This window comes from Xylophilus sp. GW821-FHT01B05, assembly GCA_038961845.1.
Classification (GTDB): Bacteria; Pseudomonadota; Gammaproteobacteria; order Burkholderiales; family Burkholderiaceae_C; genus Xylophilus.
The window spans coordinates 1795613-1811053 of sequence record CP152408.1 but is presented as its reverse complement, the minus strand read 5'-3'; the positions used below and the strand labels follow the sequence as shown (position 1 = coordinate 1811053).

The window sequence follows — 15441 nt, the reverse complement described above, 5'->3', positions numbered from 1 at the left end:
AAACGTAGTTTTCACCTGGACATTAAGCTATTCATTCAATAGCACTCAAATGACCACCCGCTGGCGCTAAAGCCCCAGCAGCCGCACCGCATTGCCCTTCAGGATGCCGGGCATCACCTCGGGCTTGAAGCCGGCTTCTTCGAAGTCCTTCATCCAGCGCTCGGGCGTGATCAGCGGGTAGTCGCTGCCAAACAGAATGCGGTCCTTCAGCAGCGTGTTGGCGTACTGCACGAGCTGCTTGGGGAAGTACTTGGGGCTCCAGCCCGACAGGTCGATCCAGACGTTGGGCTTGTGCGTGGCCACGCTCAGGGCCTCGTCCTGCCAGGGGAAGCTGGGGTGGGCCATGACGATCTGCATGTCGGGGAAGTCCACCGCCACGTCGTCCAGATGCATGGGGTTGCTGTACTCCAGCCGCAGGCCGCCGCCGCAGCGCATGCCGCTGCCGATGCCGCTGTGGCCGGTGTGAAAAATCGCCGGCAACTTGTGTTCGTTGATCACCTCGTAGATCGGCCAGGCCATCTTGTCGTAGGGGTGAAAGCCCTGCACCGTGGGATGGAACTTGAAGCCCTTCACGCCGTGCTCTTTTATAAGCCGCTCGGCCTCGCGCGCGCCCATCTTGCCCTTGTGCGGGTCGATGCTGGCGAAGCACATCATCATGTCGCTGTTCTTCTGCGCGGCCTCGGCGATCTCTTCGTTGGGGATGCGGCGGCGGCCGAGTTTTGACTCGGCATCCACGGTGAACATCACCAGGCCGATCTTGATCTTGCGGTAGTAGTCGATGGTCTCCTGGATGGTCGGGCGGCGGCCATTTTTGAAGTACTTATCCGCCGCGCGGTCGTACTCCTCGCCGTAGTTGTCGAAGGGGTTCCAGCAGCTCACTTCGGCGTGGGTGTGGATGTCTATGGCGATCAGGTTTTCGTGGTCCATGGGTGTCTCCAGCGCAATGCTTTCTCAGGGTAAATACTGTGCAACAAGATGGGTTCACCCCGTTGAACTAGTTATTTTTTATAACAATAATCCACTCATTTGGCAAATATCTCCATGACATCTTCCAACGCTTCTTCTTCCTTCGTCCAGCTGGAGCTGCGCGGCCCGGTCGCCATCGTGCGGCTGGCGCGCCCGGCCAAGCGCAATGCGCTGTCTGATGGCGTGATCCTGGCGCTGCGCGACACCTTCGACCATTTGCCTGACACCGTGCGCGCCGCCGTGATCGACGGCGAAGGCCCGCACTTCTGCGCCGGCCTGGATCTGTCGGAGCTGAAAGAGCGCGACGCCGGCGCCGGCCTGCACCATTCGCGCATGTGGCACGCCGCGCTGGAGCGGGTGCAGTTTGGCCCGGTGCCGGTGATTGCGGCGCTGCATGGCGCGGTGGTGGGCGGCGGGTTGGAGCTGGCCAGCGCCTGCCACATCCGCGTGGCCGACAGCAGCACCTTCTACGCGCTGCCCGAGGGCTCGCGCGGCATCTTCGTGGGCGGTGGCGGCTCGGTGCGCATCCCCAAGCTGATCGGCGCGGCGCGCATGACCGACATGATGCTGACCGGCCGCGTCTACAACGCAGAAGACGGCGAGCGTGCCGGCTTTGCCCAGTACCTGGTGCCCGAGGGCACGGCCTTTGACAAGGCGCTGGAACTGGCTGCGCGCGTGGCCGAGAACGCACCGCTCACCAACTACGCGCTGATGCACGCCCTGCCCCGCATTGCCGAGCAGCCAGCCGACCAAGGCTTCTTCACCGAAGCGCTGATGGCCGCCATTGCCCAGAGCGCCCCCGAAGCCAAGGAGCGCGTGCGCGCCTTCCTGGATGGCAAGGCCGCCAAGGTCGCCAAGAGCTGAGTCCATCAGCCGCACCAAAGGAAGGAAACCCATGAGCGAGACAAACACCCTGGACCGGCCCGCCACGCCGGCGGCGCCGCGCTACCGCCACGTGGAGTTCGGCATCACCCAGGCCACGCTGCAGCAGGGCGCGCCGGGCGTGCAATACCTGGAGGCCGAGCTGCCACTGGCGCCCTACGCGCACCGCATGACCGACCGCCTGCTGCACTGGGCTGCGACCACGCCAGACCGCAGCTACATCGCGCGCCGCCGCCGCAATGCCGACGGCAGCACCGGCGACTGGGTGCACGTGAGCTATGCCCAGGCGCTGCAGCATGCGCGCAGCATTGGCCAGGCACTGCTGGCACGCGGCCTGTCGGCCGAGCGGCCGGTGGCGATCCTGAGCGAGAACAGCATCGAGCACGCACTGCTGGCGCTGGGCTGCCTCTACGCCGGCATTCCGCACTGCCCGGTGTCGCCCGCCTACTCCACCGTGAGCCAGGATTTCGACAAGCTGCGCCATGTGCTGGGCACGCTCACGCCGGGCCTGGTGTTTGCCAGCGACGCCAAGCGCTACGCCCGCGCCATCGAGGCCGTGGTGGGCGCCGACGTGGAAGTGGTGCTGGCCGAAGGCACGCTACCCGGCCGCGCGAGCACGCCCTGGGCAGAGCTGCTGAGCACCCCCGCCACGCCGGCCGTGGATGCCGCCATGCACGCCATCCACCCGGGCACCATCACCAAGTTTTTGTTTACCTCAGGCTCCACCAAGAACCCCAAGGCCGTGGTCAACACGCACCGCATGTGGTGCGCCAACCAGCAGCAACTGCTGCAGTCCATCCCGGCGCTGGCAGCAGAGCCGCCGGTGCTGATCGACTGGCTGCCGTGGAACCACACCTTTGGCGGCAACCACAACGTGGGCATCGTGCTCTACAACGGCGGCACGCTGCACATCGATGACGGCAAGCCCACGCCCGCCGGCATGGCCGAGACCCTGCGCAACCTGCGCGAGATCGCACCCACCATCTACTTCAACGTACCCACCGGCTTCGAGGCCATCGCCCAGGCCATGCAGGACGACGCGCTGCTGCGCCGCACCTTGCTGTCGCGGGTGAAGATGTTCTTCTACGCCGGCGCCGCGCTGGCCCAGCCGGTGTGGGACAGCCTGCACCGCACGCAAGAGGCCGAGGTGGGCGAGCGCATCGTCATGGGCACCGGCCTGGGCATGACCGAGTCCTCGCCCTTTGCGCTCTACATCACCGGCCCCGAGGTCACCTCGGGCGACCTGGGCCTTCCGGCCGCGGGCATCCGCATCAAGCTGGTGGAGGTCGATGGCAAGACCGAGGTGCGCTACCGCGGCCCCAACATCACGCCCGGCTACTGGCGCAACGACGAAGCCACGCGCGATGCTTTCGATGAAGAAGGCTTCTTCTCCACCGGCGACGCCGTGGCCTGGATAGACCCGGCCAACCACCACCGCGGCCTGCGCTTTGATGGCCGCATCGCAGAAGACTTCAAGCTCGCCACCGGCACCTTCGTGAGCGTGGGGCCGCTGCGCGCCAAGATCGCCGCCGTCGGTGCGCCCTATGTGCAGGACGCGGTGCTGACCGGCATCAACCTGAAGGAGGTCGGCGCCCTGCTGTTCCCGACTCAGGCCTTGCGCGGGCTGTCAGGCCTGCCGGCCGGCACCTCGATGGAAGAAGTCGCCGCCAGCGCCCCCGTGCGCCAATGGCTGCAGCAGTTGCTCGACACCCTGGCCACCACCGCCACCGGCAGCGCCAACCGCATCGCGCGCGCGCTGATCCTGAGCACGCCGCCCTCCATCGACCTGGGCGAGGTCACCGACAAGGGCTCGATCAACCAGCGCGCCGTACTCAAGCACCGCGCTGCGCTGGTCGATGCGCTGCACGACGGCAGCGCACCCGGCATTGCCCAACCCACCGCCCGTTAAACACAAAGGAAGCGTCATGCAATTGCAAGGACAAGCCGCCCTCGTCACCGGCGGCGCATCGGGCCTGGGTGAGGCCACCGCACGCGAACTGGCCCGCCTGGGCGCCAAGGTGGCGGTGCTGGACGTGAACATCGAACGCGCACAGAAAGTCGCCGCCGACATCGGTGGCGTGGCCTGCGGCTGCGACATCACCGACACCGCCAGCGTGGAGGCCGCGCTGGCCCATGCCGCCGCCGCGCACGGCCCGGCACGCCTGCTGATGAACGTGGCCGGCATAGGCAGCGCCAAGCGCGTAGTACAAAAAGACGGTTCTGCCGCGCCGCTGGACGCGTTCGAGCGCGTGATCCGGGTCAACCTGCTGGGCACCTACAACATCAGCCGCCTGTTTGCCGCAGCCTGCGCCAAGCTCGATCCGCTGGACGGCGGCGAGCGCGGTGTGATGCTGTTCACCGCATCGGTCGCGGCCTTTGACGGCCAAGTGGGCCAGCAGGCCTACAGCGCCTCCAAGGGCGGCTTGGTCGGCATGACATTGCCCATGGCGCGCGACCTGGCGCAGCACGGCATCCGCGTCTGCACCATTGCGCCCGGCCTGTTTGCCACGCCCCTGATGCAAGAACTGCCCGAGGCCGTGCAAGAGGCACTGGCCAAGTCCATTCCCTTCCCGCCGCGCCTGGGCAAGCCCGAAGAATTCGCGCAGCTGGCCGCGCACATCGTGCAGAACGGCCACCTCAATGGCGAGGTGATACGGCTCGATGGCGCACTGCGCATGGCGCCACGCTAGACCGCCCCGCGACGGAAATGAATTTGGCGCAGCAGCACTGACTGCCGCGCACACAGAGTGCCACCGCACATGCCGCACCGACCGGGCGGCATTCATGGGGATAGGCGCCCATGGTCCAGGCTGCGCACGACGGCCAGGCCAACCCGCGCCACGACAACGAGGAGACGAGACGATGACAAGCAACAAGAGCACCCGCAGGAACTGGGCCGCTACCCGGGCCGGCCTCGCCGCCCTGGCCGCCGGCGCCGCGCTGGCGCCGCTCGCGGCGCATGCCCAGGGCACACCGCCCACGTCGAGCGTCAGCATCTACGGCTTGCTGGATGTAGGTGTGGAATACATCGACAAGGTCGGTGCAGGCGCCGGGCACCTGACGCGCATGCCCAGCAACACCGGCACGCTGCCTTCGCGCCTGGGCTTTCGCGGCTCGGAAGACCTGGGCGGCGGGCTGCGCGCCGTGTTCACGCTGGAAATGGGCATCGCCCCCGACCAAGGCACGCTGGGCCAGGGCGGCCGCGGCTTTGGGCGGCAGTCCTATGTGGGTCTGGCAGGTCCCTGGGGCAGTGTCATGCTGGGCCGCCAGTATTCGATGCTGTTCTGGGCCGTGCAGGATTCCGACGTGATCGGGCCGGCGGTGTATGCCATCGGCTCGCTCGACGCCTACATTCCCAACTCACGCGCCGACAACGCCCTGGCCTACCGTGGCAGCTTTGGTGCGTTCTCGGTCGGTGCGCAGTACAGCCTGGGACGCGACACGGTCAACGCCGGCCCCAGCCCCGTCGGCACCAATTGCGCGGGCGAGAGCTCCACCGACAAGTCGGCCTGCCGCCAGTGGTCCTTGATGGCCAAGTACGACACGCCGCTGTGGGGCGCCGTGCTGTCCTATGACACCCAGCACGGCCGCACGCCGGCCTCCAGCACCGACCTGATCTTCAACAACCTCAACAGCAGCGACAAGACCGACCAGCGCCTGCTGCTCGGCGCCTATGTGCAGGTGTCGGACGTGAAGATCGGCGGCGGCGTGTTGCGCCGCGAGAACGACGGCGACGCCGTCAAGCCGCGCAGCAATCTCTGGTACCTGGGCGCCTCTTACCCGCTCAGCTCGCAGTTGACGCTGACCGGCCAGGTGTCCACCCTGCGCTACAGCGACGTGTCCGACTACAACTCATCGCTGATCGCGGCGCGACTGCTCTACAGCCTGTCCAAGCGCACGGCCATCTACGCGCAGTACGGCCACATCCGCAACCAGCGCCTGGCCGCGGTATCCGTGAGCGGCGGCGCCGCAGGCAGCAACCCTGCCGCCGGTGCCTCACAGAACGGCGTGAACCTGGGTGTGCGGCACGCCTTCTGACCGCACGCCACCCCTTTCATTCCAAGGAGACAAGCATGACCACCCGCCGCGATTTCGTCCGCACCCTAGGCGCCGCCGCCGCGCTCGGCCCCCTGTTGCAACTGCCGGCCAGCGCCCAGGCGCTGGAGCAGGTGCGCATCTTCTACGGCTTTCCGCCCGGCAGCTCGGGCGACAGCGTGGCGCGCCGCGTGGGCGAGAAGCTGGCTGGCAGCGCCTACACCAAGAACGCGGCGGTGGTCGACAACAAGCCCGGCGCCGGTGGCCGCATCGCGCTGGAGTCGCTCAAGGCCTCGCCGGCCGATGGCTCGGTGCTGGCACTGGCGCCGGTGTCGGCGCTGTCCACCTACCCGCACATCTACAGCAAGCTCAGCTATCGGCCCGAGGACTTTGCGCCGGTATCCATCGGCGCGGTGATGCACCACGGCCTGGCCGTCGGCCCCATGGTGCCGCCCGAGGTGCGCACGGTGCAGGACTTCATCGCCTGGGCCAAGGCCAACCCCAAGGACGCAAGCTACGGCTCGCCCGGTGCGGGATCGCTGCCGCACTTCCTGGGCGCGCTGCTGGGCATAGAGACGCATACCGAGCTCAAGCACGTGCCTTATCGCGGCTCCATCCCTGGCGTGACCGACACCGTGGGCGGGCAGATCGCCGCCATGATGACGCCCAGCGGCGACTACCTGCCGCACATCAAGGGCGGCAAGCTGCGCGTGCTGGCCACCTCGGGCCGCCAGCGCTCGCCCTTCCTGCCTGACGTGCCGACCTTTGCCGAGCAGGGCCTGCCCGGCCTCACGGCAGAGGAATGGTTTGGCTTCTACGCCCCGGCCCGCACGCCGGCAGCCACCCTGGCCGCGGCCAACACCGCGATCAACCAGGCGCTGCGCGAGAAGTCGGTACTCGACAGCCTTGCCGTGGTCGGGCTGATCGTGCAGGGCTCCACGCAAGAGGCCATGGCCGCCTCGCAGCAGGCCGAGTACGAACGCTGGGGCCCGCTGGTGAAAAAGATCGGCTTCAGCGCAGAGTCATGAGCCCCCCCCCAGGCTACGCGCTTCGCGTCTTCGCCAACCCCCTTGCAGGGGACGACACCAGTGGCCCGGCAAAGCCGGTTCCACGGCGTCTTCGGGCTTTGGCCGCGTCGTGCTCATGCGCCGCGGACAAGCGGATGCGCGCCATGGCCTTTCGAGGGGAAATCCGGGGACCGTTGCAAGCCCGCATGCCGTATGGTGCGGGCACCATTTCCAGCTTGATGCTGCAGGAGACTTTTTCGTGAAACTCACCCGTACCGCCCTTGCCGCCGTGCTGCTTGCCGCCTTCGGCGCCGCGCATGCAGACATCACCATCGGCGTCGTGCAGCCGCTCACCGGTCCGGCCTCCGGCCTGGGCATTCCGGTCAAGAACGCCATCGCGCTGTGGCCCAAGACCATTGCCGGCGAGAACCTCAAGGTGATCGTGCTGGACGACGCCAGCGACCCCACCGCCGGCGTCAAGGCCACGCAGCGCCTGATCACCGAAGACAAGGCCGACGTGATCGTCGGCTCCACCGCCACGCCGGTCACCATCCCGATGGCCGACGTCACGGCTGAGTCCGGCACACCGCAGCTGTCCACCGCACCGGCCGGCCTGCCGCCGGGCAAGGACAAGTGGCTGTTCCGCTTGCCACAGTCCAACGGTGTCATGGCCTTCGCCATGGTCAACCACATGAAGAAGCAGGGCGTGAAGACGGTCGGCTTCCTGGGCTACACCGACGCCTACGGCGAGCTGTGGCTGAAGGACTTCAGTGCCGTGGCCGAAAGGAACGGCATCAAGGTGACCGGCGTAGAGCGCTTCGCCCGCGCCGACACCAGCGTGACCGCGCAGGCCTTGAAGCTCACCGCCGCCAACCCTGACGCGATCCTGATCGTGGCATCGGGCAGCGGCGCCGGCATGCCGCAAAAAGCCATCATCGAGCGCGGCTACAAGGGCAAGGTCTACCAGACCCATGCCGCCGCCACGCGCGACCTGATGCGCACCGCCGGCAAGGACGCTGACGGCACCTTCGTCGTCTCCGGCCCGGCCGTGATCGCCGAGCAGTTGCCCGACAGCCATCCCTCCAAGCAGATGGCCATCGCCTTTGTGCAACAGTACGAGAAGGCCTACGGCCCGGGCTCGCGCAACCAGTTCGCGGGCCATGGCTCTGACGCGCTGGTGGTGCTGGAGAAGGCCGTACCGATTGCCCTCAAGAAGGGCAAGCCCGGCACGCCAGAGTTCCGCGCCGCGCTGCGCGACGCTTTTGAGACCATGGGCCGCACCGTGCTGGCACATGGCGTGCTCGACTGGACGGCGCAAGACCACTGGGGCTACACCAACGAGACCGGCGTGATGCTCAAGGTCGTCAACGGCGAGTTCAAGGTCGAACAGTAAATTTCCTCTCCCTTTTCGGGCGGCCGGGTCTGTACAGGCTTGGTCGCCCGCTTGTTTTAAGAACCCACGCCTCCCCCTTATGGACTTCTCCATCGCCAGCATTCTTCTGCTGGACGGCCTGACCAACGGTGCGATCTACGCGCTGCTGGGCATGGCCATTGTGCTGGTCTTCACGGTGACCCGCGTCATCTTCATCCCGCAGGGTGAGTTCGTGGCCTATGGCGCGCTCACGCTGGCGATCTTCCAGACCGGGCAGGTGCCCGGCACCGTCTGGCTGCTGCTGATCGTGGCCGCAGTCGCCGCGCTGATGGATCTGGCCGCAGGGCTGCGCGAAGGGCGCGGTGCCGGTGCGGCACTCAAGGCCGGGCTGCGCACCTTTGCCGCGCCGGCCGTGATCGCGGCGGTGTCGGCCTGGGCCGCGCCGCATGGCCTGCCGCTGCCGGTGCAGGCGCTGCTCACGGTCTGCATCGTCACCGCCTTCGGCCCGCTGGTCTACCGCGTGGCCTACCAGTCGCTGGCAGGGGCCAGCACCCTGGTGCTGCTGATCGTCTCGGTTGGCGTGCACCTGGCCATGACCGGCCTGGGCCTGCTGTTCTTCGGTGCGGAAGGCTTTCGCAACCCACCGTTCTGGGACGTGCGCTTTGCCGCTGGCCCGGTCAACTTCAGCGGCCAGACCATCATCATCTTTGCGGCCTCGGCGGCACTGATCGTGCTGCTGTGGCTGTTCTTCGAGCGCAGCCTGTACGGCAAGGCGCTGCGTGCCACGGCCGTGAACCGGCTGGGTGCGCGGCTGATGGGCATCTCGTCACAAAGCGCGGGCCGACTCACCTTTGCCATGGCCGGCCTGATCGGCGCGCTGTCGGGCCTGTTGATCGGCCCGACCACCACGGTGTTCTATGACTCGGGCTTTCTGATCGGGCTGAAGGGCTTCGTGGCGGGCGTGATCGCCGGCCTGTCCAGCTACCCCGGCGCGCTGCTTGGCGCGCTGGCGGTGGGCGTGATCGAGGCCTTTGGCTCGTTCTGGGCCAGTTCCTTCAAGGAGGTGATCGTGTTCACCATCGTGCTGCCGGTGTTGTTGTGGCGCTCATTGCGCAGTGGCCCGGACGAGGAGCATTGAGATGACCAGCACCACCCTGCCCTCTTCCCCCGTGGCCACGCGCAGCCTGCCACGCCGCTTCGGCGCCCTGGCGCTGGTCGCGGTGCTGATCTCGCTGCCGCTGCTGCCCCTGCCGGATTTCTGGATCATCCAGCTCAACTACATCGGCATCTACGCGCTGCCGGTGCTGGGCCTGGTGCTGCTCACCGGCGTGGGCGGCCTCACTTCCTTCGGCCAGGCGGCCTTTGTCGGCATAGGCGCCTACACCACGGCCTACCTTACGGTGAACCTGGGCCTGTCGCCCTGGCTCACGCTGTTCATCGGCCTGGGGCTGACTGGCATCAGTGCACTGGTGATTGGCGCGATCACGCTGCGCATGTCCGGCCATTACCTGCCGCTGGCGACCATTGCCTGGGCGCTGTCGCTCTATTACCTGATGGGCAACCTGGACGCGCTCGGCAAATACGACGGCATCCTGGGCGTCAAGGGCCTGCAGTGGTTCGGGCTTGAGATCGGGCAACTGCGCGTGTTCTATGCGCTGGTGTGGGCGCTGGTGCTGCTGGCCGCGTTTGCGCTGATCCGGCTGCTGGATTCGCGTACCGGCCGTGCCATTCGCACGCTGGCCGGCGGCACGCAAATGGCCGAGGCCATGGGCATCAACACGCTGCGCCACAAGGTCGGCATCTTTGTGCTGGCAGCGCTGTTCGCCTCTGTCTCGGGCTGGCTGTTTGCGCACTTCCAGCGCACGGTCAACCCATCGCCCTTTGGCCTGAAGATGGGCATCGAGTACCTGTTCATGGCGGTGCTGGGCGGCGTGGCCCAGGTCTGGGGCGCAATTGCCGGCTCGGGCATCGTCAAGCTGCTGGAAGACCAGTTGCAGGTACTGCTGCCCAAGCTGATCGGCACCAGCGGCAGCTACGAGGTGATCGTGTTCGGCATCCTGCTGGTGCTGGTGCTCAAGTACCTGCCCGACGGGCTCTGGGACTTTGTCGACCGGCGCCTGCCGCGCCCACCGCGTGCGGTCGATTGGCAAGACGCCGAGCCACTGCCCGCGCGCGCGCGCCCGGCGCCGGGTTCGGTGGTGCTGCAGGTGGAGGCCATACGCAAGACCTTTGGCGGGCTGGTGGCGGTGAACGACATCAGCTTTAGCGCCCGTGCGGGCGAAATCGTCGGCCTGATCGGGCCCAACGGCGCGGGCAAGTCCACCACCTTCAACCTGATCACCGGCGTGCTGTCCCTCTCTGGCGGCGCGGTGCGCTTTCGCGGTGAATCGGTCGGTGGCCTGGGCGCGCGGCGCATTGCGCAGCGCGGTGTCTCGCGCACCTTCCAGCACGTGAAGATGATCGCCGACATGACGGTGCTGGAGAACGTCGCCTTGGGCGCGCACCTGCGCAGCCGCAAGGGCGCGCTGGCCGCCATGCTGCGCACCGACCGCACCGAAGAGCGCCGCCTGTTCAAAGAAGCCCAACGCCAGCTGGAGCGCGTGGGCATGGGCGAACACCTGCACCAGCTCGCCGGCAACCTGGCCATGGGCCAGCAGCGCCTGCTGGAGATCGCCCGCGCGCTATGCGCCGACCCAGCCCTGCTGCTGCTCGACGAGCCCGCCGCCGGCCTGCGCCACAAAGAGAAGCAGGCCCTGGCCGCCGTGCTGCGCCAGCTGCGCGGCGAAGGCATGGGCATCCTGCTGGTGGAACACGACATGGGCCTGGTGATGGATGTCTGCGACCGGCTGGTGGTGATGGAATTTGGCACGCACCTGATGGAGGGCACGCCCGCCGAAGTGCAGCAAAGCCCCAAGGTTCGGGCGGCTTACCTGGGAACAGAACACTGATGGCCACGACGACGACATCCACCCCACTGCTGCGCGTGCGCGGCCTGCGCGGCGGCTATGGCCGCGCCGAGGTGCTGCACGGCATCGACCTGGACGCCGCGCGCGGCAGCGTGGTGACCGTGATCGGCCCCAATGGCGCGGGCAAATCCACCTTCCTCAACACGCTGATGGGCGTGCAGCCCGGCACCGGCACGCTCGAATACGAAGGCCGCCCCATCGGCGCGCTGCCGCTGGAAGAGCGCGTGATGCTGGGCATTGCCCTGGTGCCCGAGAAACGCGAGCTGTTCGGCAGCATGCCGGTGGAAGACAACCTGCTACTCGGCGGCTTTCGCCAGCGGCGCCTGGGCAACCGGCAGTGGCGCAGCCAGCTCGACGAGGTCTATGCGCTATTCCCGCGCCTGAAAGAGCGCCGCGCACAGCTTGCCGGCACGCTCTCGGGCGGCGAGCGCCAGATGCTGGCCGTGGGCCGCGCGCTGATGTCGCGCCCGCAACTGCTCATGCTGGACGAGCCCAGCCTGGGCCTGGCGCCGCTGGTGATCAAGGAGATCTTCCGCACCATAGAGACCCTGCGCCAGTCCGGCGTCACCATCCTGCTGGTCGAGCAAAACGCCCGCGCCGCGCTGGAGGTGGCCGACCAGGGCTATGTGCTGGAGATGGGTGAGATCGGCCTGCACGGCCCCGCGCGCGAGCTGGCCACCGACCCGCGCGTGATCGACACCTACCTGGGCGCTGCGCGGCCCGCGGCCTGACCCATCCGCCCCCACAAAGCGGCGCCCACTGGCCCTGCCGGTGGGCGCCGCTTGTGTTTACTCGCCCCGTTCTCAGCTAGGGAAACTCCTGATCACCTTGTCGCTTCGGGCTCCTATATTAGTTATGGAAAATAACTTTTTTCCATAACCATTCAGGGCATAGACCCTGCACTGCGAAGGAGACATTTCTCATGTTCCAGCACCCCATTCCACGCCGCCGGCCCGCCGCCTGGCTGGCTGCCGCCGTCCTGCCAGTGGTCGCGCTCGGCGCCTGCGGTGGCGGCAGCAGCGGCAGCTCACTGCCGCAGCTTGCCGCGGCCACCCCTGCCACGCTCCAGTCCTGCGCCGACCTGGCCAGCCGGTTTGCGTATGCCAACACCAGCATCACCGCGGCAACCCTGGTCCCTGCGGGCACGCTGCAGGTCGCTGGCAAGAGCATTGGCGAGCATTGCCGGCTCACCGGCAGCATGTACAACCGCGTGGGCCCGGTCGATGGGCAGAACTACGCCATTGGCTTTGAGATGCGCCTGCCGCGTAACTGGAACGGCCGCTTCTTCTACCAGGCCAATGGCGGCATCGATGGCAGCGTCGTCACCGCCACCGGCGGCATCAACGGCGGCGGCGCGCTGGACAACGCGCTGAACATGGGCTTTGCGGTGCTGAGCTCTGATGCCGGCCACGTCGGCTCCATGGGCCCCTTCTTCGGCATCGACCCGCAGGCCCGGCTCGACTACGGCTACCAGGCCGTGGGCAAGCTCACCCCCATGGCCAAGAGCGCGCTGCAGGCCGCCTACGGCAAGGGGCCGGACCGCTCCTATATCGGCGGCTGCTCCAACGGCGGGCGCCACACCATGGTCGCGGCCTCGCGCTACGCCGATCAGTACGACGGCTTCCTGGTCGGTGACCCGGGCTTTCGGCTGCCGCTGGCGGCCATCGCCAACATCGCAGGCGCGCAGAAGTACGCAGCGCTCGCCAGTACGCCGGGCGACCTGTCGACCGGCTTCACCACGGCCGAACGCACGCTGGTGTCCAACGCGGTGCTGGCCAAGTGCGACGCGCTCGACGGCGTCAAGGACGGCCTGGTCCAGGACGTGGCCGCCTGCCAGACCGCCTTCCAGCTCGACCGCGACGTGCCGACCTGCAGCGGCGCGCGTGATGGCAGTTGCCTGAGCTCGGCACAGAAAACCTCCATTGCCTCGCTGTTCAGCGGCGCGACCACCAGCGCCGGCGCAAAGATCTACACCAGCTTCCCGTATGACGCAGGCTTGGCCACGACCGGCTGGTCCACCTGGAAGTTCAACAACCCGCTGGTCCTGGACTCGGGCGGCGTGGCCGTGATCTGGGGTGTGCCGCCGCAAACCGCCGCCACCTTCAACGGCCCGAACTTCGCCCTGACCGGCAACATCGACAACATGCTGAGCAGCGTCGGCGCGACCAACAGCCTCTACACCGAGTCGGCCCTGTCCTTCATGCTCCCGCCCAACCTCAGCGACCTGTCGGCACTGCGCAACCGCGGCGCCAAGGTGATGCTCTACCACGGCACCAGTGACCCGATCTTCTCCAGCGACGACACCGCCCAGTGGTACGACGCGCTGCGCGCCGCCAACAACGGCGCAGCCAACACCTTTGCGCGCTACTACCCGGTGCCGGGCATGAACCACTGCTCGGGCGGCCCGGCCACCGACCAGTTCGACATGCTCACGCCCCTGGTCAACTGGGTCGAGAAAGGCCAGGCGCCAGAGGCCGTGACCGCCTCTGCGCGCGGTGCAGGCAACGCTGCCGCGGTGAATGCAGACGTGCCGGCCAGTTGGTCCGCCAGCCGCAGCCGACCGCTCTGCCCCTATCCGCAAGTGGCGCGCTACAAGGGCAGTGGTGACGTAGAGAGCGCCGCCAGCTTCAGCTGCCAATAAGCCCAAAGCCGGCAGCCCCCTGCCGGCTTTGTTGCCACAATCCGTGGCATGCCTTCTTCCAAAAAGCCTTTGCCCCCGCCATCCGTGGACCAGGTCGACACCCGGCACCTCCAGGAGTTGGCGGGCTACAACGTGCGGCGGGCCTCGCTGGCGATCATGGATCGCTTCGCCCACCACATGCAGCAGCACGACCTGAAGGTCGCCAGCTTCTCGGTGCTGTCGCTGATCGCGCACAACCCGGGCATCACCTCGCGCCAGCTCTGCGCCACGCTGGCGATCCAGCCGCCCAACCTGGTGGGCATCATCAACGACCTGGACGCGCGCGGCCTGCTGCAGCGCCTGCCGCATCCCACCGACGGCCGCGCCGTCGGCCTGCACCTGACCGATGACGGGCTCGACCTGGAAGCGCGGGCCGAGACCACGGCCCGCACGCTCGAGGTCGAGGCCACGCAGCGCCTGAGTACCGCCGAGCGCAAGACGCTGATCCGCCTGCTGCAGAAAATCTACGTTTAGCCCAGACACTGGCGCCCAGCCCAGGCGCCGGCCATTAGCTATTAAACTTGTAGCATTTGCCGATGTGGGCTATATTGCCCCTTCACGTTCCCGTCCCTTCGCGCCATAGGAGAAACTGCGCATGAGCTCCAAAGAAAACGCATCCATCTACCAGCTGTTCGACCTGCTCGAATCGCGCTACGCGATGCGCGTGCTCTGGGCCCTGAAAGACGGCCACCACCAAACCTTCCGCCTGCTGCAAGACAGCGTGGGCGGCATCACGCCCAACACGCTCAACACGCGCCTGAAAGAGCTGCGCGAAGCCGGTCTGGTACTGCACGGCGGTGACGGCTACGCCACCACCGAAGCCGGCAAGGACCTGCTCAAGCGCCTGAGCGACCTGCACGCGTTTGCCGGCCGCTGGGTGCAGACCCTGCCCAAGAAGGCCTGAGCGGCGGCGGCCGGCCATAGGTCGGCACGCCCTTCCCCCAGCAACCGGGCCCTGCCCGGATTTTTCACGTCATTTTCGGCCGAAGCCGTTGCCTGGCGCCGGCTTATAGCTATTATTTGTATAGCACATCTTTCAAAGGACACACCATGGCATTCACCACCACCGCCTCCGGCCTGCAGTACGAAGACACCCAGATCGGCGAAGGCGCCGAAGCCACTGCCGGCAAGCAGGTCAGCGTGCACTACACCGGCTGGCTCTACAACGACGGCACGCAAGGCGCCAAGTTCGACTCCAGCCGCGACCGCAACAGCGCATTCCAGTTCTCGCTGGGCGCCGGCCAGGTGATCAAGGGCTGGGACGAAGGCGTGCAAGGCATGAAGGTGGGCGGCCAGCGCACGCTGATCATCCCCGCCAACCTGGGCTACGGCGCACGCGGCGCCGGTGGCGTGATCCCGCCAAACGCCACGCTCAAGTTCGACGTGGAATTGCTCGGCTGAACTTCGGCTCGCCCCCAGGCTACGCACTTCGTGTCTTCGCCAACCCCCTTCTGGGGGCTGAGCCCGTACACGAAAGGTCCGGTGGACCTTTCGTGACTGGCGAAGGGCCGGGCCACTGGCCCGGCGCGGTCT

At 67.3% G+C, this 15441-nt stretch carries 14 protein-coding genes; 13 read left to right on the top strand and 1 reads right to left on the bottom strand.

The features are described from left to right. Positions 1-66: 66 nt before the first annotated feature. Positions 67-927 (bottom strand): amidohydrolase family protein, encoded by an 861-nt coding sequence (locus AAFF27_08520; protein XAH25221.1) that lies wholly within the window; start codon positions 925-927, stop codon positions 67-69. 114 nt (positions 928-1041) lie between these two features. Between AAFF27_08520 and AAFF27_08515 the strand changes: the two genes are divergently transcribed. From AAFF27_08515 to AAFF27_08455, 13 genes are all read left to right on the top strand, one after another. Continuing rightward, positions 1042-1830, top strand: a complete 789-nt coding sequence (locus tag AAFF27_08515) for a crotonase/enoyl-CoA hydratase family protein (GenBank protein ID XAH25220.1) — start codon at positions 1042-1044, stop codon at positions 1828-1830. A 31-nt stretch (positions 1831-1861) separates the two neighbouring features. Further along, positions 1862-3757, top strand: a complete 1896-nt coding sequence (locus AAFF27_08510) for a feruloyl-CoA synthase (GenBank protein ID XAH25219.1) — start codon at positions 1862-1864, stop codon at positions 3755-3757. Between the two features lie 16 nt (positions 3758-3773). Next, positions 3774-4538 carry an SDR family NAD(P)-dependent oxidoreductase gene (locus AAFF27_08505; GenBank protein ID XAH25218.1) on the top strand — a complete coding sequence of 255 codons (765 nt, stop codon included), beginning with the start codon at positions 3774-3776 and terminating at the stop codon, positions 4536-4538. A 172-nt stretch (positions 4539-4710) separates the two neighbouring features. Further along, on the top strand, positions 4711-5886 hold the full coding sequence (locus AAFF27_08500) for a porin (protein XAH25217.1): 1176 nt from the start codon (positions 4711-4713) through the stop codon (positions 5884-5886). Positions 5887-5921: 35 nt separating this feature from the next. Continuing rightward, positions 5922-6911, top strand: a complete 990-nt coding sequence (locus tag AAFF27_08495) for a Bug family tripartite tricarboxylate transporter substrate binding protein (protein ID XAH25216.1) — start codon at positions 5922-5924, stop codon at positions 6909-6911. Between the two features lie 238 nt (positions 6912-7149). After that, positions 7150-8283: an ABC transporter substrate-binding protein gene (locus AAFF27_08490; GenBank protein XAH25215.1), complete on the top strand. Its 1134-nt coding sequence runs from the start codon at positions 7150-7152 to the stop codon at positions 8281-8283. 79 nt (positions 8284-8362) lie between these two features. After that, entirely contained in the window at positions 8363-9400 is a 1038-nt protein-coding gene (locus tag AAFF27_08485) for a branched-chain amino acid ABC transporter permease (GenBank protein ID XAH25214.1), read from the top strand. 1 nt (position 9401) lies between these two features. Beyond that, a complete protein-coding gene (locus AAFF27_08480; GenBank protein ID XAH25213.1) occupies positions 9402-11210 on the top strand; it encodes a branched-chain amino acid ABC transporter ATP-binding protein/permease in 1809 nt (602 codons plus the stop codon). Continuing rightward, complete coding sequence (locus AAFF27_08475; protein ID XAH25212.1) at positions 11210-11959, top strand: ABC transporter ATP-binding protein; 750 nt, start codon at positions 11210-11212, stop codon at positions 11957-11959. The genes AAFF27_08480 and AAFF27_08475 overlap by 1 nt, the downstream gene beginning before the upstream one ends. Before the next feature lie 191 nt (positions 11960-12150). Beyond that, complete coding sequence (locus AAFF27_08470; GenBank protein ID XAH25211.1) at positions 12151-13869, top strand: tannase/feruloyl esterase family alpha/beta hydrolase; 1719 nt, start codon at positions 12151-12153, stop codon at positions 13867-13869. A gap of 48 nt (positions 13870-13917) precedes the next feature. After that, positions 13918-14382 carry a MarR family transcriptional regulator gene (locus AAFF27_08465; protein ID XAH25210.1) on the top strand — a complete coding sequence of 155 codons (465 nt, stop codon included), beginning with the start codon at positions 13918-13920 and terminating at the stop codon, positions 14380-14382. 121 nt (positions 14383-14503) lie between these two features. Next, on the top strand, positions 14504-14812 hold the full coding sequence (locus AAFF27_08460; protein ID XAH25209.1) for a helix-turn-helix domain-containing protein: 309 nt from the start codon (positions 14504-14506) through the stop codon (positions 14810-14812). A 146-nt stretch (positions 14813-14958) separates the two neighbouring features. Beyond that, complete coding sequence (locus AAFF27_08455; GenBank protein XAH25208.1) at positions 14959-15309, top strand: FKBP-type peptidyl-prolyl cis-trans isomerase; 351 nt, start codon at positions 14959-14961, stop codon at positions 15307-15309. Positions 15310-15441 lie beyond the last annotated feature (132 nt).

What these genes read in the sequence shown, in the direction of transcription:
- AAFF27_08510 (XAH25219.1), top strand. Translation starts at nt 1,862, where the DNA reads ATGAGCGAGACAAACACCCTGGACCGGCCCGCCACGCCGGCGGCGCCG.
- AAFF27_08455 (XAH25208.1), top strand. Translation starts at nt 14,959, where the DNA reads ATGGCATTCACCACCACCGCCTCCGGCCTGCAGTACGAAGACACCCAG.
- AAFF27_08465 (XAH25210.1), top strand. Translation starts at nt 13,918, where the DNA reads ATGCCTTCTTCCAAAAAGCCTTTGCCCCCGCCATCCGTGGACCAGGTC.
- AAFF27_08460 (XAH25209.1), top strand. Translation starts at nt 14,504, where the DNA reads ATGAGCTCCAAAGAAAACGCATCCATCTACCAGCTGTTCGACCTGCTC.
- AAFF27_08505 (XAH25218.1), top strand. Translation starts at nt 3,774, where the DNA reads ATGCAATTGCAAGGACAAGCCGCCCTCGTCACCGGCGGCGCATCGGGC.
- AAFF27_08515 (XAH25220.1), top strand. Translation starts at nt 1,042, where the DNA reads ATGACATCTTCCAACGCTTCTTCTTCCTTCGTCCAGCTGGAGCTGCGC.
- AAFF27_08485 (XAH25214.1), top strand. Translation starts at nt 8,363, where the DNA reads ATGGACTTCTCCATCGCCAGCATTCTTCTGCTGGACGGCCTGACCAAC.
- AAFF27_08470 (XAH25211.1), top strand. Translation starts at nt 12,151, where the DNA reads ATGTTCCAGCACCCCATTCCACGCCGCCGGCCCGCCGCCTGGCTGGCT.
- AAFF27_08495 (XAH25216.1), top strand. Translation starts at nt 5,922, where the DNA reads ATGACCACCCGCCGCGATTTCGTCCGCACCCTAGGCGCCGCCGCCGCG.
- AAFF27_08475 (XAH25212.1), top strand. Translation starts at nt 11,210, where the DNA reads ATGGCCACGACGACGACATCCACCCCACTGCTGCGCGTGCGCGGCCTG.
- AAFF27_08520 (XAH25221.1), bottom strand. Translation starts at nt 927, where the DNA reads ATGGACCACGAAAACCTGATCGCCATAGACATCCACACCCACGCCGAA.
- AAFF27_08480 (XAH25213.1), top strand. Translation starts at nt 9,402, where the DNA reads ATGACCAGCACCACCCTGCCCTCTTCCCCCGTGGCCACGCGCAGCCTG.
- AAFF27_08500 (XAH25217.1), top strand. Translation starts at nt 4,711, where the DNA reads ATGACAAGCAACAAGAGCACCCGCAGGAACTGGGCCGCTACCCGGGCC.